At 34.1% G+C, this 19406-nt stretch carries 19 protein-coding genes and 1 pseudogene; 8 read left to right on the plus strand and 12 right to left on the minus strand.

Translation table 11 applies throughout. From position 1 onward, the window contains the following. Positions 1 to 49: 49 nt before the first annotated feature. From deoC to ACZZZA_RS01550, 5 genes are all read right to left on the minus strand, one after another. On the minus strand, positions 50 to 796 hold the full coding sequence (gene deoC / locus ACZZZA_RS01530) for a deoxyribose-phosphate aldolase (protein WP_463433715.1): 747 nt from the start codon (positions 794 to 796) through the stop codon (positions 50 to 52). Further along, positions 796 to 1266 (minus strand): Lrp/AsnC ligand binding domain-containing protein, encoded by a 471-nt coding sequence (locus ACZZZA_RS01535; RefSeq protein WP_463429505.1) that lies wholly within the window; start codon positions 1264 to 1266, stop codon positions 796 to 798. Before ACZZZA_RS01535 ends, deoC begins: the two co-directional genes overlap by 1 nt. A 24-nt stretch (positions 1267 to 1290) precedes the next feature. Beyond that, positions 1291 to 2223 carry an endonuclease/exonuclease/phosphatase family protein gene (locus ACZZZA_RS01540; protein ID WP_463429506.1) on the minus strand — a complete coding sequence of 311 codons (933 nt, stop codon included), beginning with the start codon at positions 2221 to 2223 and terminating at the stop codon, positions 1291 to 1293. A 285-nt stretch (positions 2224 to 2508) separates the two neighbouring features. After that, complete coding sequence (gene trmD, locus ACZZZA_RS01545; RefSeq protein WP_463429507.1) at positions 2509 to 3183, minus strand: tRNA (guanosine(37)-N1)-methyltransferase TrmD; 675 nt, start codon at positions 3181 to 3183, stop codon at positions 2509 to 2511. Beyond that, complete coding sequence (locus ACZZZA_RS01550; protein WP_463429508.1) at positions 3180 to 4442, minus strand: NAD(P)/FAD-dependent oxidoreductase; 1263 nt, start codon at positions 4440 to 4442, stop codon at positions 3180 to 3182. The genes trmD and ACZZZA_RS01550 overlap by 4 nt, the downstream gene beginning before the upstream one ends. Before the next feature lie 65 nt (positions 4443 to 4507). Here ACZZZA_RS01550 and ACZZZA_RS01555 point away from each other — a divergent pair, with 65 nt between their 5' ends. Then, complete coding sequence (locus tag ACZZZA_RS01555) at positions 4508 to 5371, plus strand: glycoside hydrolase family 25 protein (RefSeq protein ID WP_463429509.1); 864 nt, start codon at positions 4508 to 4510, stop codon at positions 5369 to 5371. Positions 5372 to 5426: 55 nt separating this feature from the next. Here ACZZZA_RS01555 and ACZZZA_RS01560 read toward each other — a convergent pair whose 3' ends face one another. Genes ACZZZA_RS01560 through ACZZZA_RS01570 form a run of 3 tightly spaced genes read right to left on the minus strand, consistent with a single transcriptional unit; the run spans position 5427 to position 7119 of the window. After that, positions 5427 to 6020: a hypothetical protein gene (locus ACZZZA_RS01560; protein WP_463429510.1), complete on the minus strand. Its 594-nt coding sequence runs from the start codon at positions 6018 to 6020 to the stop codon at positions 5427 to 5429. Next, positions 6010 to 6564, minus strand: a complete 555-nt coding sequence (locus ACZZZA_RS01565; protein ID WP_463429511.1) for a hypothetical protein — start codon at positions 6562 to 6564, stop codon at positions 6010 to 6012. The genes ACZZZA_RS01560 and ACZZZA_RS01565 overlap by 11 nt, the downstream gene beginning before the upstream one ends. Before the next feature lie 45 nt (positions 6565 to 6609). Continuing rightward, a complete protein-coding gene (locus tag ACZZZA_RS01570; RefSeq protein WP_463429512.1) occupies positions 6610 to 7119 on the minus strand; it encodes a DUF1761 domain-containing protein in 510 nt (169 codons plus the stop codon). A 263-nt stretch (positions 7120 to 7382) separates the two neighbouring features. Here ACZZZA_RS01570 and ACZZZA_RS01575 point away from each other — a divergent pair, with 263 nt between their 5' ends. Together ACZZZA_RS01575 and ACZZZA_RS01580 are read left to right on the plus strand one after the other, a co-directional pair. After that, positions 7383 to 8618, plus strand: coding sequence for a cation:proton antiporter (locus tag ACZZZA_RS01575; RefSeq protein WP_463429513.1), 1236 nt, complete (start codon positions 7383 to 7385; stop codon positions 8616 to 8618). Between the two features lie 117 nt (positions 8619 to 8735). Further along, positions 8736 to 10634: an ABC-F family ATP-binding cassette domain-containing protein gene (locus ACZZZA_RS01580; protein WP_463429514.1), complete on the plus strand. Its 1899-nt coding sequence runs from the start codon at positions 8736 to 8738 to the stop codon at positions 10632 to 10634. 61 nt (positions 10635 to 10695) lie between these two features. Here the strand turns inward: ACZZZA_RS01580 and ACZZZA_RS01585 are convergent, their stop codons facing one another. After that, the gene (locus ACZZZA_RS01585; protein ID WP_463429515.1) at positions 10696 to 10854 is read right to left on the minus strand and encodes a hypothetical protein; all 159 of its coding nucleotides are present in this window, start codon (positions 10852 to 10854) and stop codon (positions 10696 to 10698) included. 8 nt (positions 10855 to 10862) lie between these two features. After that, entirely contained in the window at positions 10863 to 11921 is a 1059-nt protein-coding gene (locus tag ACZZZA_RS01590; RefSeq protein ID WP_463429516.1) for a Gfo/Idh/MocA family oxidoreductase, read from the minus strand. A gap of 183 nt (positions 11922 to 12104) precedes the next feature. Between ACZZZA_RS01590 and ACZZZA_RS01595 the strand changes: the two genes are divergently transcribed. The 3 genes from ACZZZA_RS01595 (at position 12105) to ACZZZA_RS01605 (ending at position 15785) form a co-directional block, all read left to right on the plus strand. After that, complete coding sequence (locus ACZZZA_RS01595) at positions 12105 to 14435, plus strand: TonB-dependent siderophore receptor (RefSeq protein WP_463429517.1); 2331 nt, start codon at positions 12105 to 12107, stop codon at positions 14433 to 14435. An 85-nt stretch (positions 14436 to 14520) separates the two neighbouring features. Continuing rightward, the gene (locus ACZZZA_RS01600; protein ID WP_463429518.1) at positions 14521 to 14934 is read left to right on the plus strand and encodes a hypothetical protein; all 414 of its coding nucleotides are present in this window, start codon (positions 14521 to 14523) and stop codon (positions 14932 to 14934) included. A gap of 260 nt (positions 14935 to 15194) precedes the next feature. After that, positions 15195 to 15785 (plus strand): hypothetical protein, encoded by a 591-nt coding sequence (locus ACZZZA_RS01605; RefSeq protein WP_463429519.1) that lies wholly within the window; start codon positions 15195 to 15197, stop codon positions 15783 to 15785. A gap of 99 nt (positions 15786 to 15884) precedes the next feature. On the opposite strand, the gene ACZZZA_RS01610 is transcribed toward ACZZZA_RS01605, so the two are convergent. Next, entirely contained in the window at positions 15885 to 16520 is a 636-nt protein-coding gene (locus tag ACZZZA_RS01610) for a peroxiredoxin (RefSeq protein ID WP_463429520.1), read from the minus strand. A 97-nt stretch (positions 16521 to 16617) separates the two neighbouring features. Here ACZZZA_RS01610 and ACZZZA_RS01615 point away from each other — a divergent pair, with 97 nt between their 5' ends. Together ACZZZA_RS01615 and ACZZZA_RS01620 are read left to right on the plus strand one after the other, a co-directional pair. Next, on the plus strand, positions 16618 to 17502 hold the full coding sequence (locus ACZZZA_RS01615) for a mechanosensitive ion channel family protein (protein ID WP_463429521.1): 885 nt from the start codon (positions 16618 to 16620) through the stop codon (positions 17500 to 17502). Positions 17503 to 17763: 261 nt separating this feature from the next. After that, positions 17764 to 18327, plus strand: coding sequence for a hypothetical protein (locus ACZZZA_RS01620; RefSeq protein ID WP_463429522.1), 564 nt, complete (start codon positions 17764 to 17766; stop codon positions 18325 to 18327). 53 nt (positions 18328 to 18380) lie between these two features. On the opposite strand, the pseudogene gap reads toward ACZZZA_RS01620, so the two are convergent. Next, positions 18381 to 19392: pseudogene (gene gap / locus ACZZZA_RS01625) on the minus strand (type I glyceraldehyde-3-phosphate dehydrogenase). Between the last annotated feature and the right edge of the window lie 14 nt (positions 19393 to 19406).

Consider the following 19406-nt stretch of genomic DNA (forward strand, 5'->3'; position numbering starts at 1 on the left):
GTTTGCATAAAAACAATAAACCCATCAAAATCTGATGGGTTTGTTTATTTCAATATTCTTCCGAAGAAGATTCATTTTTTATTAAAGCCAAAGCTGAGGAAGTCCCTATTCTTTTTACACCAAGATTGATCATCTTTTCTGCATCTTCCGGAGTTCTCACACCGCCTGCTGCTTTTACAGGAAGCTTTCCTGCATTATCAAGCATAATTTTTATGCCTTCAAAAGTCGCTCCGTTTGGTTTTCCATCTTCAGTTTCAAAAAAACCTGTAGAAGATTTAATAAAAACCTTAGATAAATCATTATCAGAAAAATTTTCTTCAGCCCAAGTGGAAATCTTTTTCGACAAATCAGCGATTTGCTCGTCTGATAAGGCGGCAGTTTCGATGATCCATTTCACAACTTTATGATTCTCAACGCATAACTGACTACACTCTACAAATTCTTTATGTATGTAATCAACATTTCCTTTCAAATATTCGGAATAATTGATTACAAAATCAAGTTCATCTGCACCGTCTTCAATTGCCTTTGAAGCTTCTGCCAATTTTTCATCCACAGAAAAGGTTCCTTCATGAAAGCCGATCACCGTTCCCAAAACAACATCTGAATTTCGCTCCTGAATATATTTTCTGATTTCGGAAACGTATTCCGGACGAATCATGACTGCCAACAAATGATGATCAATCGCTTCCTGGGCAAGATCTTTTACTTTTTGTAAAGTTTCTTCTTCAGAAATTCCGGATTGTAATGGCGTTTTTAAATACGTTGAATCTAAATATTGGGCAATATTCATGATTATACTTTCAGCTGTCGGTAAATACCTTGCTCCAAAGATATAAAAGTTTCGGTTCTTGTAACTCCTTTCATTTTTTGAAGCTTATTCAGAATTTCCATCAAATGGTCATTGTCTTTGCATATAACCTTCAGGAAAATAGTATAATTTCCCGTTGTATAATGCGCTTCTACAACTTCATTCACTTCCTTTAGTGATTTTACAACTTCAGGATAATGACTTGGCTGATCCAGAAACATTCCGATGTAAGAGACTACCTTATATCCTATTTTTCTTGGATTAAGAAATGAAATAGAGTTTTCTATAACTCCGGCATGTTCTAGTTTTTTGATTCTTTGGTGTACAGCTGTGGTTGAGATTCCTACCTGCTTCGATATATATGCCAAAGAGCTTTTAGCATTATCCATCAACATATAGATGATTTCTTTGTCTAAAGGGTCTAAATGATAGCTTGTACTGGTTGAGTTTTTCATCTGAAATTATTACTTTTTTTTAATTTACTTTTTTAAAACTATAAAGACAGGAAAATGGTCACTGTAACCACCCAAATAACGGGTTCCTGCGTAGGTTCTGAAAGGTCTGTCGCTGAACATTTTGTTTCTGCTTCTCAGTTTTTCGGGCTTGAAAATCTTTGCATCATAAAATGATAATTTCTGATGGTCTTCAAAAAAAGATTTCGATAATAAAATTTGGTCAAATAAAAGACCCGATTTATAATGAAATGCCGAATAATTTTTGTCTGAATAAAGCTCTTGAAAAGGATTGATTAAAAAGGCTTCGTTCTTATCATCAAGAAGGAGTTTTGTAAGATTTTCTCCGTCTGGATTTTCGTTAAAATCACCACAAAGTATGACATTTTCTTTTTCAACATTCACGATTTGAAGAATTCTGTTTCTAATTTCGCTCAAGATGTAATCACGTTTTGGCTGATTGATATCTTTTTCGCGTTTTGAGGGAAGATGAGCTACAAAAACATTGATGATTTCTTCTTTGTATTTTACTTTTGAATACAATACATCTCTGGTTGTATCATAGTTTTCCGGGTTTTTATCTTCTATTTCGAAGAAAAATGTGATGGCTTCAGAATCTAGAATTTCCACTTTAGATTTGTCGTAAATCATCGCTACATCCACCTTTCTTTCATCCATAGAATTGTAGTGTACGATACCGTAATTCGAATTGAATGGACTCATTTCCACAAGATCTTCCAAGACTTTTTTTCCAGAAACTTCAGAGAGACCAATCATACAGGGCAAAATGCCTGTTTCATCTTTCATAAGCTGGAATACGTGCGAAATTTTGAAAAGCTTATCTCTGTATTTTCTTTCATCCCAGTTCCTAAGTCCCGAAGTGGTGGGATCAAGCCTGTGATTAGGCAGCGGATCTGGCAAAAACAAATTTTCTACATTATAAAAAGCAAACACTTCCATCTACACGAATTTCTATTAACATTCTGAAATTTCAGATTTTAATTTCAGAATGTAAATTTATTGTTTTTTTTAGTATCATACTAGTAATCATAATTAAATTTTCACATAAAACGCTGAAAAATTACCATAATCGTAAGCTTGTTTATTTATGACAGTCAAAATTTTAAAAAAAATGAATTTACATTCACAAAAAAATTCTTAATGTTAATATTATATTTTTACAATCTTACTTTGAAAACGATTGCATTATAAATTTTAAGAATATATTTTATACATTATCATTAATTATTCAAGTAAATCAGGACGTTTTTTTTGGGTAATTCTTACGGCTTCTTCGTGTCTCCATTCTTCAATTTTAGCAAAATTTCCGCTCAAAAGAATCTTTGGAACATCCAGACCTTTGTAAGATTCTGGTCTTGTATAGATCGGTGGTGAGAGTAAATCATCCTGAAAACTATCCGTTAAAGCACTTTGCTCGTCATTCAAAACTCCGGGAACCAAACGGATGATAGAATCTGCCAGAACGCACGCTGCCAATTCACCGCCCGTTAAAACAAAGTCTCCAATAGAAATTTCTTTAGTAACATGCAAGTCTCTAAGCCTCTGATCGATACCTTTGTAATGTCCACAAATAAACATAAGGTTATTTTTTATAGAAAGCGTATTGGATATTTTCTGATTCAACGTTTCACCGTCGGGTGTTAAGTAAATAATCTCATCGTAATCTCTTTGAGATTTAAGTTCAGAAATACATTTGTCTAAAGGCTCAATCATCATGACCATTCCTGCTCCGCCGCCATAAGGCTCATCATCTATTTGCCTGTGCTTGTTGATAGACCAGTCTCTCAGCTGATGGAAATGAACTTCCACCAGACCTTTATCAACTGCTCTTTTCAAAATAGAAGTTCTGAACGGACTTTCCATCAATTCTGGAAGCACGCTTATTATGTCAATTCTCATTGCTGCGTATTATTTTTACTACTTGGCGAAATAATTAAACGTAAGGAAGAATCTTTATTAAAATAGCTCCACATCCAATTGAAAAATATGGCGAGTTTATTTCTAACGCTCAAAATAAGCATTAAATGTAAAAACATCCAAAAATACCATGCTAAAAATCCCTGAAATTTAATAAATGGCAAATCTACCACGGCTCTGTGTTTCCCGATGGTTGCTAAAGAACCCTGGTCTTTATATTCATATTCAATCCATTCTCCGGAATTTTTTTTCAGAAAATTTTTACCTAAATTTTTCGCCTGATTTATTGCAACATTAGCAACCTGCGGATGTCCCTGCGGATATTTAGGAGTCTCCATGTAGGCGATATCTCCTACGGCAAAAATGTTTTCGTAACCTTTTATTTTATTAAAACGGTCTACAATATATCGGTTTCTGATTAATTTTTCTGAAGGGAAACCGTCAATCACATTGCCTACAACTCCTGCTGCCCAAATGACATTATTAGAAGGAATTTGTTTTCCGCTTTTCAGAAAAACTTTATCTCCATCATAATTTGTCACTACTTCCCCACTCATAAAATCTACTCCGAGATCTTTCAGATATTTCTCAGATTGTTGTTGGGCTTCCTGGCTCATCACGGCCAAAGGTTTTTCTGTAGAGCTTACCAGAATAATTTTCAGGTGATTAAAATTCATATAAGGATAGTCACGAGGAAGAATTTCTTTTTTCATTTCAGAAAAAGCTCCCGCCAATTCTACTCCGGTCGGTCCGCTTCCTACGATGACGATATTCCAGTTTCCGTCATCACTACGGCTTTTTTCAAGAATTAATTTTTCGAAAGTCATCAAAACATGATTTCTGATTCTGATGGCTTCCTGGGTATTTTTCATCCCGAACGCTTTACTTTCCAAATCTTTATTTCCGAAAAAATTAGTTTTGCAGCCTGTCGCAATAATAAGCTTATCGTAGGTAAATTCTGCTTCGTCGGTAATGACTTTATTTTGAGAAGGTATGATTTCTTTAACCTCAGTCAATCGAAACTGGGTATTTCTGGATTCCTGAAAAATCTTACGAAAAGGAAATGAAATATTGGAAGGCTCTATCCTGCCGCAAGCCACCTGATAAAACAAGGGCTGAAACATATGATGGTTGACTCTGTCGAGAACAATTACTTTTTTATTTTTGTTATTTAATGTTTTCGCAAGCTGTAGCCCCGCAAAACCTCCTCCGATGATGATGATCTTTTCGCGTGTTTCCATAGTACACAAATTTACTTATTTTATTTAGTATTTTAGGGCTTAAAAAGTTAGTTTTGCAAAACTTTATGAGTCCGAAAAAGTACACCAAAAGAGCTGCCAAAAGCATCCATAAAAACCGCTGGAAAAATTATTTTTTCCGACGTAAAGTGGTGTTGGTTCTATTGATTATTGCATTGCTGGGAACAGGATTATACCTCAAACAATCAATAAGTTACTATTATGCTTTATATTTTAACAAATTTACTCACAAAAAGCTTCAAAACAGCGAGCAGGAAACTTTAAGAATCCAGAAAATTATCAGCAATAATCTTGATAAAACATATGGTTTTGACATTTCGCACTACCAGAACACAGAAGATATCAAATGGGATAGTCTGAGCATAGGAAACAAAACGATTCCGCTTGAATTTGTAGTGATGCGTGCAACAATGGGAAACCGTAGTGCCGACAAACATTTTGATGAATTTTGGCAACAGGCACAGAAACACAATCTCATTCGTGGAGCCTATCATTTTTACAGAGCTGATGAAGATCCAATTATTCAGGCAAACAATTTTTTGGAAAATGTAAAACTCGAAAGTGGTGATCTTCCGCCGATATTAGACATTGAAAAAATTCCGAGAAGAAAATCAAATAAAAAACTGGTTGAAGATCTGAAAATCTGGTGTAAGATCATTGAAGAAACGTATGGCGAAAAACCAATCATCTACACTTATTATCATTACTATAAAGATTTTTTGAAAGGTGAATTTGATGATTATCCTCTTTGGCTGGCCAATTACAATGATGTTCCTACTCCATCGCCAGATGACCGGTGGGATTTCTGGCAATTCAGTGAAAAAGGAATCGTTTACGGAATCAACACTAAAGTCGACCTGGATGTTTACAATGGCGGGATCTGGTCTCTGAAAAGCCTGACTTTGGATTGAAAATATGTAAATTTGAAAAGGGTTTAAATACTTTCTGCAATATTAAAATGTTAGATTACAAATCTTTAAACGGTTTTCGCTGAATCCATTCAACAACAGGATTTAATGAAGTAAAAATCTTTTCTATAAAGTAATTGACGAGCAGATTATTATGTTTAATCAATCCGAATATCTCAACCGGTTCGGCACCAATTGTTGATTTGATTTCCAATGCGGTTCTGCCAAAAATGATCCGACTGAATTTTTCGTTGATCCCAAATTCCACCATATCTAAAAGCATATTCAGATAGATTTGTTTTTCTTTTTGAAGCTTTTTGTCATAACCCAGAAAATAAGTATCTATATCTTTATTATTGAGAATTAAAGTATAGAAGCCAATCAGTTTTTCATTTAAATAATATCCAAAAACCCTGAAATTTTCTTTCAAAGATTCTTTCATGCTTTCAAAATGATTTTCGGTGAGAAAAAAAGTATTGAAGGGGGCATTTTCAGCAACATTTTGGTATAAAACGTTCATCTCTTTCTGATGATTTCTGATGGTGTCTAGACTCATCTCAGATTTTGTAATTCCGGTGATTTTTTTCTTTGCAGATTTAGCCCTGGTTCTGTATTTTGTTGATAATGCGTTGAGATAATCATCAAATCTCACCCAGTCTTTCTTTCAGATTTAAAATCATGTTGGGTTGTACCGAAAATCTATAAAACGATCTGTGATTTTTAGCTTGAAAATATGTAATAAAACTTGCCTGATAATCTTTGTAAATAATAAGCGATGTTTTTCCTTCCTGATTTTGCATTTCCTGAACAGCTTCATCCAAAAGCCTGATTGCATGATCAATGGTAATCTTTGAAGCATCAAAATAAAATCCGTTTTGTCCGGTCAGCATATTATTTCCCAAAATCATCACGTCTTTTGTGATTTTTTTGGTGATGAAATTTTTAATATTACAAAAGTTTTCCCTTTTCTGAAAAGTTTTATGCTGAATAAAATTTAAATGCTGAAACAATGCTCCACCCATCAGTTCTTCATCTTTAAAAAAACCTACATAAAAGCATTTCATATTTTCGGGACATGAAGTTTCTAATGTCTCAAAATATTCTTTAGACAACATAATATTATACTGTCCAATGATATGATCCCATTCATCAGGAATTTCCGCAGAAAGTCTGTATTTTTTTAAAGTAAACTTCATAAAAAAGGCTACAAATGCAGCCTATATTTTCAAAATATGTAATAACTATTTCGGAGTAACAAGATTGAACCCATCAATAGCGTACCATCCGCAGATAATCCCACCCATGATGGTGATCGTTACCGTCCAGTAACCGGTATTGATAAAAGTATATTTCCATGATTTTCTTTCAAACATTGCATTAATTGCAATTAAAGGAAATACGAAAAAAATTCCTGTCATAAAACCGTGCAAAGCGCCATGACCAAATGATCTGAAACTATTCCCATAATCTTTCATAAATTCTGTAAAAGAAGGTTTTGCTAAATTTTCATCTCCACCAATTAAACCTAATGCTCCATATTGATGAATGGTTACTATTTGCAGAAACATACCGATCATGATTGATAAAATAATCGAAACCACAAACACCACAATCATATTGGTATTCTTCAGTTTTTCTTCAGACAGTCCGGTTTCTTTCATCCAGGCATTTCCAAAAACTTTTGGATGGTACCAGATAAAACCCATTACTAAGGGAATTAAGGCTGCAAATAGAATTGCGAGAAAGTTCATTTGTATCATAATTTTATGTTTTATAATGCTCAAATCTACATTAAAAAATATTATAATGACCAATTTGATGAAAATTATTCTTAAAAACTGTTAAAGTGATTGTTCTTTTAGTATAAATAATTTGACTGCGAGAGTCTATTTTTAATTAAAAACCATAAAGACTTTATGGCTGAATTTTTGATTACTTTAATGTGTTTTTTCTTTAAAACAATAATTTCTCATTAACAATTCATCTCAGATTTTTTCAGCTAATCATATAATTTATGGATCAATATATACTTATTTTAACTTTCATAGGATTTGCGATCTTTACCATGGTCTGGATGCCAAAAATTGCGGAATTTACAGGTATATCATATTCTGTGTTTTTTGTTATTTTGGGTTTTATATTATACTTAATTATACCACAGTATTTACCCGATCCGTTGCCACAGAAAAACGAAAGCATAACGCTGCATCTTACCGAGCTCATCGTCATCATATCAATCATGGGAACCGGAATAAAAATTGACCGAGCTTTTTCCTTAAAAAGCTGGGCTTCTCCCCTAAAGCTTATTTCTATAACTATGATTCTCTGCATCTTTGCAGCAACTGTTTTAGGATATTATTTTTTAGGATTAGGACTTGCTTCTGCAACGTTGCTTGGTGCAGTTTTGGCACCTACAGATCCTGTGCTCGCTTCTGACGTACAGGTTGGCCCGCCTAATGAAAAGGGCAAATCTGAGACTAAGTTTGCTCTCACATCCGAGGCTGGTCTCAATGACGGTGTAGCATTTCCTTTTACCTGGTTAGCCATTTGTATTGGTTATTCACTTTCTGGGCAAAACGTAAGTTTCTTAGAATGGTTTACATATGATCTTCTATACCGTGTTTTTACAGGAATATTAATCGGATATTTAATAGGAAAAGCTATTGGTTATCTGATATTTAAAATAGCCAACAGATATAAAGTCCTTAAAACCCGTGATGGTCTTCTTGCCGTAGCCGCAACATTAATGGTTTATGGTATTACAGAACTGATTCACGGATATGGTTTTATTGCTGTTTTTGTATTTGCAATTACGCTACGACATTATGAAAAAACTCATGAATATCATGATGATCTGCATTCTTTTACAGATCAGATAGAAAGATTACTTCTATGCATCCTGCTTATACTCTTTGGTGGAGCTCTTGCAATGGGCGTTTTAGAAAAGCTTACCTGGAAAATGATTTTATTTGCATTCTTATTTTTGCTTGTTATACGTCCGTTATTTGGATATTTAGCATTAAGTACTTCAAAAATTAATATCCGGGAAAAATTGGCAATAGGATTTTTCGGAATAAGAGGAATGGGTTCTGTCTTTTACCTTGCTTTCGCTTTTACAAAATTCGATTTCGAATATCAAGATGAGCTTTGGGCTATCGTGGCATTCACTATTTTACTTTCAATACTAATGCATGGGTTTACTGCAAATTCTGTAATGAAAAAAATTATCCACCCGGTTCCAAAGATCTAAAAAACCTTAATAACCTGTGGCTTGTAAGTTTACAAACACCTTTAGCATACAAATACTTTTTTTAATCTACTGCGACTTTAATATTTCGTATTTTTGCACCACAAAATTTGGATATCAATGAATTACGTTGCGGCTGAGAATCTTACAAAATCTTACGGGATCAAAACCCTTTTTAAAAACATTTCTTTTAACATCAATGAAGGTGACAAAATTGCCATTGTTGCCAAAAACGGAAGCGGAAAATCTACTTTGCTGAAAATTTTAATGGGGAAAGAAATCGCAGACAGCGGTTCGGTGGTCATTAATAAAGATATTCAGGTGGTATTGTTTGATCAGGAGATTGATTTTGAATCTAATCTGACCATTGAAGAATTCATGATGACTTTAGACTCAGCTCCCATCAAAGCTCTGAAAAATTATCACAAATCACTGTTATCAGATGATCCTGATTTTATGGAAAAAGCTTTGGCTGAAATGGAAGTTCACAAAGCCTGGGATCTTGAAAATGAAATGACGCAGATACTTTCTCAGCTGAAAATCACCGATCTTGAAGCGAAAATGGGAATGCTTTCCGGTGGACAAATCAAACGTGTTGCACTGGCAAAACTTTTAACCGAAACCAGAGCAGAACACCGTCACACACTTTTAATCATGGATGAGCCGACCAACCACCTTGATGTGGAAATGGTAGAATGGCTTGAAAATTATTTGAATAAAGCAAAAATAACTTTACTTCTTGTAACTCACGACCGTTATTTCCTTGATGCAGTCTGCGGAATTATCTGGGAAATGGAAGATCAGAATCTGTACTTCCACAATGGTTCTTATGCCACTTATCTTGAGAACAAAATGATTCGTGAGGATAATATGAACTCTACCATCGATAAAGCCAACAATCTTTACAGAAAGGAGCTGGAATGGATGAGAAGACAGCCTAAAGCAAGAACTACAAAATCTAAATCCAGACAAGACGACTTTTACGAAACTGAAAAAATAGCCAAAACCGATACCCGAAAAGAATCTCTGGAGCTTGATTTTGAGATGAAAAGACTGGGTAACAAGATCTTAGAACTTAAAGACATTTCTAAAAGTTATGGTGATAAATTATTATTAAAAGATTTCAGCTATTCTTTTCAAAGAGGTGAAAAAGTAGGAATTGTAGGAAAAAACGGAGCCGGGAAATCAACTTTATTAAATATTATACAAGGTTTTGAGCCGAAAGATTCCGGAGAAATTGAAACCGGAGAAACCATCAAATTCGGATATTTTTCTCAGAAAGGTTTAAAATATAAAGAAGAGGAAAGAGTGATTGATTTCATCAAAGACATTTCTGAAAACTTCCCTTTAGCAAACGGGAAAACAATTTCTGCCTCACAGTTTTTGAGATTATTCTTGTTTGATGATCAAACGCAGTATTCTCCGATTTCTAAACTATCGGGAGGAGAAAAAAGAAGGCTGCATTTGATGTACATTCTGTATCAAAATCCGAACTTTTTGATTTTTGATGAGCCAACAAATGATCTTGATCTTCCTACTTTGACGGTTTTAGAAAATTTTCTACTGAATTTCCAGGGAAGTCTGATTATTGTATCTCACGACAGATATTTTATGGATCGTATTGTTGATCACATTCTAGCGTTTGAAGGTGAAGGAAAAATCAAAGATTTTATCGGAAACTTTTCAGAATACCGAGAAAATAAAAAGATGGAGGATGGAAGTCAAAAAAACGAAGATAAAAAACCTAAACCTGTAACTGAAAAAGTAGTTGAAAAGCCGGTTGCAGAAACTGTCTCAAAACCACAAACTTCAAAAAGGAAATTATCTTTCAAAGAACAGCGTGAATTGGAAACGATTGAAAAAGAAATTCCTGAGTTTGAAGAAAAAAGAGCAAAGATTCTTGATCAGCTCAATAATGAAGCAGATTACGATAAAATTTCAAAACTCTCCGCAGAACTGGAAAATCTTTCAGAAAAATTGGAAAACCACGAAATGAGATGGCTTGAACTTCAGGATTAGACCATTACCATATAATAAGAGCTGTTCAATAACTGGACAGCTCTTTTTTATTTCTTAAAAATTATTTATTTCTCATCATTGTAAAAATACTGTAAAACAAAAATGCAGTTCCTAATATTAGAAATCCATACCTGAGATACATATTATCATCAACCAATGTTAACCCGATTCCTACAAACAGCAAACCGATTACAGTAAAACTTGAGCTTCTTTTTTTCATGATTGTTTTTAATTTACATCTAAAACTTTCCCTTTCTTAGAACTTTCCAAAGCAGCCTCAATGATTTTCATGTTTTGAATAACTTCATTTCCGAGTGATGGCAAAGCATATCCGAAAACGATATGTTCGTAGATCTGATGATAATAATTCATATAATTTCCGGGTTCACTTGAGGTTAAAATTCTTTTCGATTCTGAATTTTCATCAAAATAATTTAGAATTCCGTCAGTATCTTTCAAAGGTTGCATCCAATCTTTTCCGTAGGCTGGAATTGTTCCTGATCCTAACTCGTTTTCCTGATCATCAGTTCGTTCCTGTAAAAAACTACCATTATCGCCAAAAATTTTGTATGCATAATGATCCTCTTTGTTGAAAACTGAAGATTTTAATCTTACTCTTAAATCATTTTTATAATAAAGCAGAATTTCAAAATAATCATTAGCAAACGCTTCACCTTTCATGGAAAATACATCCGCAAAAACTTTTTCAGGAAAACCAAAAAGCTGCGTTGCCTGATCTACAAGATGCGAACCCAGATCATGTACAGATCCTGAACCATTTTGCTCCGGATTTTCTTTGTGTTCTTTTCCACTCGCCTCGGTTCGGAAACGGTCAAAACGGATCTCAACCTCTTTGATGGTTCCTAATTTTCCATCAGATATAATTTTCTGCACCTGAAGATAATCACGATCGAATCTTCTATTCTGATAAACGCTTAAAAAAAGATTTTTTTCTTCAGCTAATCGCACCAATTCTTGTGCTTCTGAAACATTTACCGTAAATGGTTTTTCAACAATTACATTTTTTCCTGCTTCCAATGCCATTTTCACATATTCAAAATGAGTCTGAACCGGCGTATTTACGACAACCACATCTACATCAGCATTCTGAAGCATCTCTTCTACCGAACGGTAGATTATGGCATCAGGATATTTTTCCTGAGACTCATTTTTCGATCTTTCTACAATTGCAGACATGAAAAATCCCGGATGTTCTTTCAAAAAAGGAGCATGAAAAATTTTTCCGCTCATTCCAAAGGCACAAATCCCCACTTTTACCAATTGCATAATTTAAATTTTAAACAAATATATTATAAAAAGTGTTCCATTAATGATATTCTGTAATGCTCTAAACACTTTTTCAAATTAAATATGACAAAAATCAATAAATTTATTTTTAATAATTCTAAATAATAATAACTTATTTTCTACTTTTGCCAAATCATAATTCTATTCTAAATATTTAAAACCATGAAAAGAAGGATTTTCTCCTTAGGTCTTATCGCTGTAGCAGCCTCTGTAAATGCACAGATGAAAGATAATTCTGCTTCTGATACCATCAGAGTACAAACCATTGAAGACGTAAATCTTCATAAAACAGGAAATCCAAATACAGCTAGGCCTGCAACCACAAAGTCAAATCTTACAGTAATGGAAAATCCACAAGCGATTTCTATTGTTACCCATGAGATTATTGAGCAGCAACAAGCCAAACAATTAAGTGATGTTTTACAAAATGTAAACGGTGTTTATGTAACTTCTTCCAGAGGTGGTTCACAAGACAGTTTCGGAGGTCGTGGTTTTATTTTCGGAAATGATAATATCTATAAAAACGGAGCCAGAGTCAACAGCGGAGTTTTCCCGGAAGTGAGCGGACTTGAAAGAGTGGAAGTTCTAAAAGGGGCAACGGCAATGCTTTACGGAAATGCTGCGGCAGGAGGTATTGTCAACTTAGTTACTAAAAAACCAAAATTCAATTTTGGAGGTAGCTTAGCAATGAATGCAGGAAGTTGGAATTCCTATAAACCAATGGTGGATATTTACGGACCACTTTCTAAGAATGTGGCATTCAGAATAAATGGTGCTTATGAATATGCTGAAAGCTTCAGAGATGTTGTAAAGTCGACAAAATATTATTTTAACCCTTCATTTTTATTCAATTTAGGAGAAAGATCACAGTTAATTATTGAGGCCGATTATCTTAAAAATGACCTTACTCCGGATTTCGGAATCGGGTCAATCGTTAGCAGCGATTTAAGCTACAAACTCAATGATTTATTACCGAGAAATGCGTTTTTAGGAACTGATTGGCAGTATCAAAATGTACAGCAGGCTACCACAAATGTAACATTCAATCATCAGTTGAATGAGAAGTGGTCATTAAACACAAGTGCATCATATCAAAATTTCACCAAAGATTATTTCTCTACAGAAAGAGCACAATGGACTTACGAGAAAAACAGCAATCGTCTGGCTTGGGCAAACAGACCTCTTAACAGAACATACAATGAACAGAATTATACAAGTCTGCAGGCCAATTTAAACGGAGATTTTAACACTGGGAAAATTAATCATAAGGTTTTAATTGGTGCTGATGCAGATTATGGCGTTTCAGATTCTTATACTTTTTACGATCCTAATATTGCAGATCCTGCAAAAGCTATTTTCGGGACAGGATATATTTATGGAGCCAACGGAAGTACTACAGGAACATTATATCTGGATGATCCTTCAACGTGGGTTGGCGGAAATATGCCTAACTCAGAAAAATTAGAGAAAACCAGAATCAACACTAGAAGAATTGGAGTATATGCACAGGATTTCATTAGCCTTACCAAAGAATTCAAAGTTTTAGCAGGTTTGCGTTGGTCTTACATAGAAAATATGCCAACTTTGAATACTAAGTTTAGAACAAATACAAAAATAGAAGTAACAAACTCTCCAACTTCAGATCAGGCTCTTTCTCCGAAAGTAGGTTTTGTCTATATGCCAAATGATAATTTTTCAGCATTTGCAACTTATACCAATTCATTTGCAACCAATTCAGGTTATATGTCTGGTCAGATAGATAATCTTGACCTTACAGGAACAGCAGCACAGGTAAGAAGCAGAGTAAACGATTTGCCCAAAGAAGGTATAAAACCTACTACAGTAGATCAATACGAAATAGGTGTCAAAAAAAATATCTGGAATAATGCTTTAGCAGTTAACGTAACATTATATCAAATTTTATATAATAACTTTTATCAGAATTTTTTCTATGTTGATGCTGCAGGAGCAATACAAACACCAGACACAAACTTAAAGGAATTTGCAGGAAAAATGAGAAGCCGTGGTGTAGAATTAGATATTACCGGAAATCCTAACGAAAACGTTTCAATCATCGGAGGTTTTTCATATAACAATTCTGTCTATCTGGATACCCCTGAAAAAGGTTATGTAGAAAAACAAAGATTGGTAAGAACACCTGCTACAACAGCTAATGCATCGGTATTTTATAAATTCACAAACTATGTTCCAGGTTTAAAAGCAGGAATCGGCGTATATTATATCGGGGACAGAATTGCAGGCTGGAATGATTCAAAATCTACCAACATCAGCAGAAAAGGGGTAAGCAGAATGTTTGATCTTGAAGATTACACAACAGTCTCTCTATCTCTAGGCTACGACTGGAAGAAATTCTCTTTACAAGGAAAAGTGGGCAATTTATTTGATGTAGTTAATTATAATGTGCACGAAAACTATTCGGTCAACCCAATCACACCAAGAAACTATTACTTTACCCTAACATACAGACTTTAAAAATTTTACAATTAATAATTTTATTATTCTAAGTGGATGTTGCATTTTTGCAGCTTCCACTTTTGAAATTTAAATATAAACGACTATGGACAAAATTAAAGATACAAGAAGTTTTATGAGAATTGTGCACCGCTATTTAGGATTTTTTATGGCGGGAATTATGGCAATTTATGCCGTAAGCGGAATGTTGCTTATCTACAGAGATACAGATTTTCTGAAAAAGGAAAAGCTTTACGACAAAGTGATTGCTAAAAATCTTTCTGAAAAAGAACTTGAGAAAGAACTGAAAATGAAAAATCTTGAGATCAAAAAAACTGAAAATAATATTCTTTACTTTAAAAACGGAACGTATAACTCTTTAACAGGACAGGCAAAATATTCAAAAAAGGAACTTCCGTTTGTGCTCGATAAAATGACAAAACTTCACAAAGCTAAATCTGCTGATACACTTTCGCCTTTGAATGCATTTTTCGGAGTGTGCCTTTTCTTCTCTTTGTAATCTCAAGTTTTTGGATGTTTAATCCTAAAAGTAAGGCATTTAAACGGGGTATCAAATTCGCAATTGCCGGAGTAATTATATCAGTCATTTTATTATTGATATAATATGTAAGTTCTTTCATTTTATTTAATTTTTATATCAAAAAATACACATTGCTATGACATTTCCCCATGAATAAACACCTTCAGGCTTTGTGGCACATTTATTGAATTCAAACGCTTATCAAAATGATGAACATTAACTATTAAAATTATAAATTTATGAAAAAACTAATTTTTACAGGATTATTAGCTATCGCAGGATTATCATCTACAGCAAATGCACAAATTCAAGAAGGAAACTGGATGGTAGGTAGTAGTTTGCTTTCCAGCAATTTTGGATTAAATACAGGTGCAGGATACGATATTACACTTCAGCCAAGAGCAGCTTATTTTATTAAAGACAATGTTGCTTTAGGGGGTTACGTAACTTTAGGACTTTCCAAACCAGGTGCTGGTGAGTCAACTCAGTTTACATATGGTGTCGGAGCTCTAGGTCGTTACTTTTTATCTCCGGGAGAAAAAGGTGTTGACAATTTATTGAATCACGGTAGATGGTTTCTAGAAGGTAACTTAGGTGTTGGTGGATTTAATGTTGAAAATGGTATCTCAACAACAGGTTTAGATTTTGGTGTAGGTCCAGGTTATTCATACTTTATCACTCCAAATATTGGTGTTGAAGGTTTAGTAAAATATAACGGCGTAACAGGTTTCGGAAATGAAGGATTAACTTCAAGAATTAGCTTTAACGTAGGTTTCAGTATTTACTTGCCAACCTCTAAAGCAAAAGCAGTTGCTAACGATTTGAAATAATTAAATATTTCATACAACATACAAAAGCGGCTCGGAAAATTTTCCGAGCCGCTTTTTCAAATTAAAACTAAACTATATAATAAATAAAAAATTTAAAGCCTACTGATTAGGTTGTGGTGTGTACCGAAGATATGGTGTAATTTCTGTAACTCCTTTCGGGAAAATTTTTCTAGCATCTTCTGTGGAAATTGATGGCGGAATGATCACATCATCACCATCATACCAATTGGCGGGAGTTGCAATTTTGTAAGAATCTACCAATTGCAGTGAGTCTAAAACTCTGAGAATCTCATTAAAATTTCTTCCTGTTGAAGCAGGATAAGTAATTATCAATCTTACTTTTTTAGCGGGATCAATAATTAATAAAGAACGCACAGTTGCCGTTAAAGAAGCATTAGGATGAATAAAATCATACAGTTCTGAAACTTTTCTGTCTTTATCTGCAATAATCGGAAACTGCACCTCTGTATTTTGAGTCTCGTTGATATCTTTGATCCAGTTTTTATGGTCTTCTACGCCATCTACACTCAGAGCAATTACTTTTGTACCTCTTTGATCAAAATATGACTGCAATTTTGAAGTATAGCCCAATTCAGTAGTACAAACCGGAGTATAATCTGCGGGGTGAGAAAATAAAATCCCCCAAGAATTTCCAAGATATTCGTAAAAATCTATAGTTCCGGCGGTTGAATCTGCCTGAAAGTTGGGTGCGGTGTCTCCTAGTTTGATTGACATACTGTTGTATTTATTAGTCTACAAATTTAATAGACTTATTCCAACTGGCAAAATTTTTGTTGAGAAATTTATTCTTAATTTTGAAAAAATATTTTTTATGAAATATGGCTTAAGCTATGTAGACACGGTTTATAAAGTTTTAGAGAATTGGTATATCGCATTTGCGAAACTCACTCCAAAACTAGTAGTAGGAATTCTTGTTTTTATGTTTTTCTTATTCACAAGTAAGTACCTGAGTAAACTAGCAGTGAAGATCATGCATAAGGTTTTGCCTAAAAGCCAGAAGGAGGGTTCTGTAGTTACTATTATTGGCATCTTCAGATTCCTAATTATGATGATAGGAAGCTTCATCGCACTGGAAATTATGGGCTTCAGCGGATTTCTTTGGAAGTTTATTGGAAGCTTGGGAGTTGCAGGTGTGATTGCAGGTGTTGCTTTGAAAGATTTGGTGTCCAGCATATTTTCAGGAATGTTGATCGGCATTGATAAGGCCTTTAAAGTCGGAGATTATATTTCAATCGGAAATCACTCTGGAACGGTACAGGATATTGGTTTTTTAACGACGAAACTGATCACTGACGATGGGAAAAAAGCTTACATCCCGAATCAGGTAATTTTTAATGCGCCTTTTTACAATATTACGGCATCACCTCAGCGGAGAATTATTTTAGATTTTGAAATTCCTGCAGACGAAGATGTATCCAAAGCTCAGAAAGGAATTTTGGATGTCATTAAAAATATAGAAAATATTGACAAAATAGAAACTGCAGAAGTCATTTTCACAAGTTTAAAACAAGGTGTTTTTAATCTTCAGGCAAAATTCTGGATTGCCACCGGAAGCAATATGCTGCAGATAAAGAGTGAAGCTTTAGCCAAAATTAAAAAACGTCTGGATGATGATGGTATTCCTTTGGTGACGCCAACAAGCATTAACATTACCAATACTCCATCTGAAATTCTGAAGGATCATACGGATTTGTAAAAATCATAGGCAATATTGAGAAATTGTTCTTAAATCTATTTATTCGGAAATCATGATTGATAGATTTCAATCCAAATACTTTTAATACCCCTGAAAATATTTTTGTAATCATTTTAAAACATTAATAACTGACAACTAAAAGTATTTTGATCATTAATTTTTGAAATATAAATCACACAAACAGGTAATTTTTTTGTATTCATAATTTTTCAAAATTTGTGTTAATAATAATCATTAAACATTAATTCTAAAATTATTATCATGAAAAAATTATCAATTGCTGCATTTTTGTTTGTATTAGTAATGGGCTCAGCTCAAGAAAATCAAAAAACGCATGAAGTAAAACCTTACATTTCTTATCTGTCAGAATATAAGCCTTATTACAAAATGGCATATTCACAAATTCAGCTTAGAGAAGATATTCCGTTAGAAGAAAAACAAAGGTTGCTTAATGAAGAGATTATAAAGTTGAAGAATAAATTTAAACAGGAGAGAAAAACTGAATTTGAGAGCAAATTTGTAGAACTGTCAGTGAAAAACTGGTGTACAAGCAAGTCTTCAGGTGGTAAAAAAAATTGTGGTTATAGATATGTCGGAGCTCCTATACCTTCTTTTTATACAACCAGAAGCTGGACTCGTGTAGTGGGGACCAATAAAGGAATCAGCATTGCTCCTGACGGAAGTTCTGCGGGTTTAAAAATGAGTGTAGCAGGAAAAGGTAGAAATTCAGGAACTCTATTTGCAATGTTTAAATACAGACCAGATTATATAACCATGACATTAGATGAAGACACCAATAAATTGTTTAATTTAGTCATCGAATAAACAAAAAACCTTCCAAATCGGAAGGTTTCTTTATTTATAGCTGAATGCACTAATTATTTTGATAATGTAGAAGCGTGGATCAACATATCAACTAATTTGTTTGAGTAACCCATTTCGTTGTCATACCAAGAAACAAGTTTTACAAAATTAGGAGAAAGCATAATACCTGCATCTTTATCGAAGATTGAAGTTCTCTTATCTCCAATGAAATCCTGAGAAACTACAGCATCTTCTGTATATCCAAGAATACCTTTCAACTCACCTTCTGATGCCGCTTTAATCACCTCACAGATTTCGTCATAAGAGGCAGCTTTTTCAATTCTTACCGTTAAATCTACCACAGAAACGTCAACAGTTGGTACTCTGAAAGACATACCAGTCAATTTTCCGTTCAAAGAAGGAATAACTTTTCCTACCGCTTTTGCAGCACCTGTAGAAGAAGGAATAATATTGTTTAATGCAGCTCTACCACCTCTCCAGTCTTTCGCAGAAGTGACCGTCAACAGTTTTTTGAGTTGCGGTTGTAGCATGCACAGTAGTCATCAAACCTTCTACGATTCCGAAGTTATCGTGAATTACTTTAGCCAAAGGAGCTAAACAGTTTGTAGTACAAGATGCGTTTGATAAAATTTTGACATCATCTGTAAGTTCTGTGTGGTTTACACCCATTACAAACATTGGCGTATCATCTTTAGACGGAGCAGAAAGAATTACTTTTTTTGCACCAGCATTGATGTGTGCCGTAGCACTTTCTTTATCTAAAAATAAACCTGTAGATTCTACGATATAATCTGCACCGATTTCGTTCCATTTTAAGTTATTAGGATCTCTTTCTGCAGTAACTCTGATCTTTTTACCATTTACCACAAGGTCATTTCCTTCTACAGAAACTTCTCCCGGGAAAATACCATGTACAGAATCATATTTTAACATGTAAGCCATGTATTCTGCATTGATAAGGTCATTGATACCAACGACTTCGATGTTGTCTCTTTCAGTCATTGCTCTGAAAACAAGACGACCGATTCTACCAAACCCGTTAATACCTACTTTAATTGTTGACATAATTGTTTTGATTT

The organism is Chryseobacterium sp. AC405b, assembly GCF_979258685.1.

What these genes read in the sequence shown, in the direction of transcription:
- ACZZZA_RS01595 (WP_463429517.1), top strand. Translation starts at nt 12,105, where the DNA reads ATGAAAAGAAGGATTTTCTCCTTAGGTCTTATCGCTGTAGCAGCCTCT.
- ACZZZA_RS01620 (WP_463429522.1), top strand. Translation starts at nt 17,764, where the DNA reads ATGAAAAAATTATCAATTGCTGCATTTTTGTTTGTATTAGTAATGGGC.
- trmD (WP_463429507.1), bottom strand. Translation starts at nt 3,183, where the DNA reads ATGAGAATTGACATAATAAGCGTGCTTCCAGAATTGATGGAAAGTCCG.
- ACZZZA_RS01605 (WP_463429519.1), top strand. Translation starts at nt 15,195, where the DNA reads ATGAAAAAACTAATTTTTACAGGATTATTAGCTATCGCAGGATTATCA.
- ACZZZA_RS01610 (WP_463429520.1), bottom strand. Translation starts at nt 16,520, where the DNA reads ATGTCAATCAAACTAGGAGACACCGCACCCAACTTTCAGGCAGATTCA.
- ACZZZA_RS01535 (WP_463429505.1), bottom strand. Translation starts at nt 1,266, where the DNA reads ATGAAAAACTCAACCAGTACAAGCTATCATTTAGACCCTTTAGACAAA.
- ACZZZA_RS01580 (WP_463429514.1), top strand. Translation starts at nt 8,736, where the DNA reads ATGAATTACGTTGCGGCTGAGAATCTTACAAAATCTTACGGGATCAAA.
- ACZZZA_RS01540 (WP_463429506.1), bottom strand. Translation starts at nt 2,223, where the DNA reads ATGGAAGTGTTTGCTTTTTATAATGTAGAAAATTTGTTTTTGCCAGAT.
- ACZZZA_RS01615 (WP_463429521.1), top strand. Translation starts at nt 16,618, where the DNA reads ATGAAATATGGCTTAAGCTATGTAGACACGGTTTATAAAGTTTTAGAG.
- ACZZZA_RS01550 (WP_463429508.1), bottom strand. Translation starts at nt 4,442, where the DNA reads ATGGAAACACGCGAAAAGATCATCATCATCGGAGGAGGTTTTGCGGGG.
- ACZZZA_RS01590 (WP_463429516.1), bottom strand. Translation starts at nt 11,921, where the DNA reads ATGCAATTGGTAAAAGTGGGGATTTGTGCCTTTGGAATGAGCGGAAAA.
- ACZZZA_RS01585 (WP_463429515.1), bottom strand. Translation starts at nt 10,854, where the DNA reads ATGAAAAAAAGAAGCTCAAGTTTTACTGTAATCGGTTTGCTGTTTGTA.
- ACZZZA_RS01565 (WP_463429511.1), bottom strand. Translation starts at nt 6,564, where the DNA reads ATGAAGTTTACTTTAAAAAAATACAGACTTTCTGCGGAAATTCCTGAT.
- ACZZZA_RS01555 (WP_463429509.1), top strand. Translation starts at nt 4,508, where the DNA reads ATGAGTCCGAAAAAGTACACCAAAAGAGCTGCCAAAAGCATCCATAAA.
- ACZZZA_RS01600 (WP_463429518.1), top strand. Translation starts at nt 14,521, where the DNA reads ATGGACAAAATTAAAGATACAAGAAGTTTTATGAGAATTGTGCACCGC.
- ACZZZA_RS01575 (WP_463429513.1), top strand. Translation starts at nt 7,383, where the DNA reads ATGGATCAATATATACTTATTTTAACTTTCATAGGATTTGCGATCTTT.
- ACZZZA_RS01570 (WP_463429512.1), bottom strand. Translation starts at nt 7,119, where the DNA reads ATGAACTTTCTCGCAATTCTATTTGCAGCCTTAATTCCCTTAGTAATG.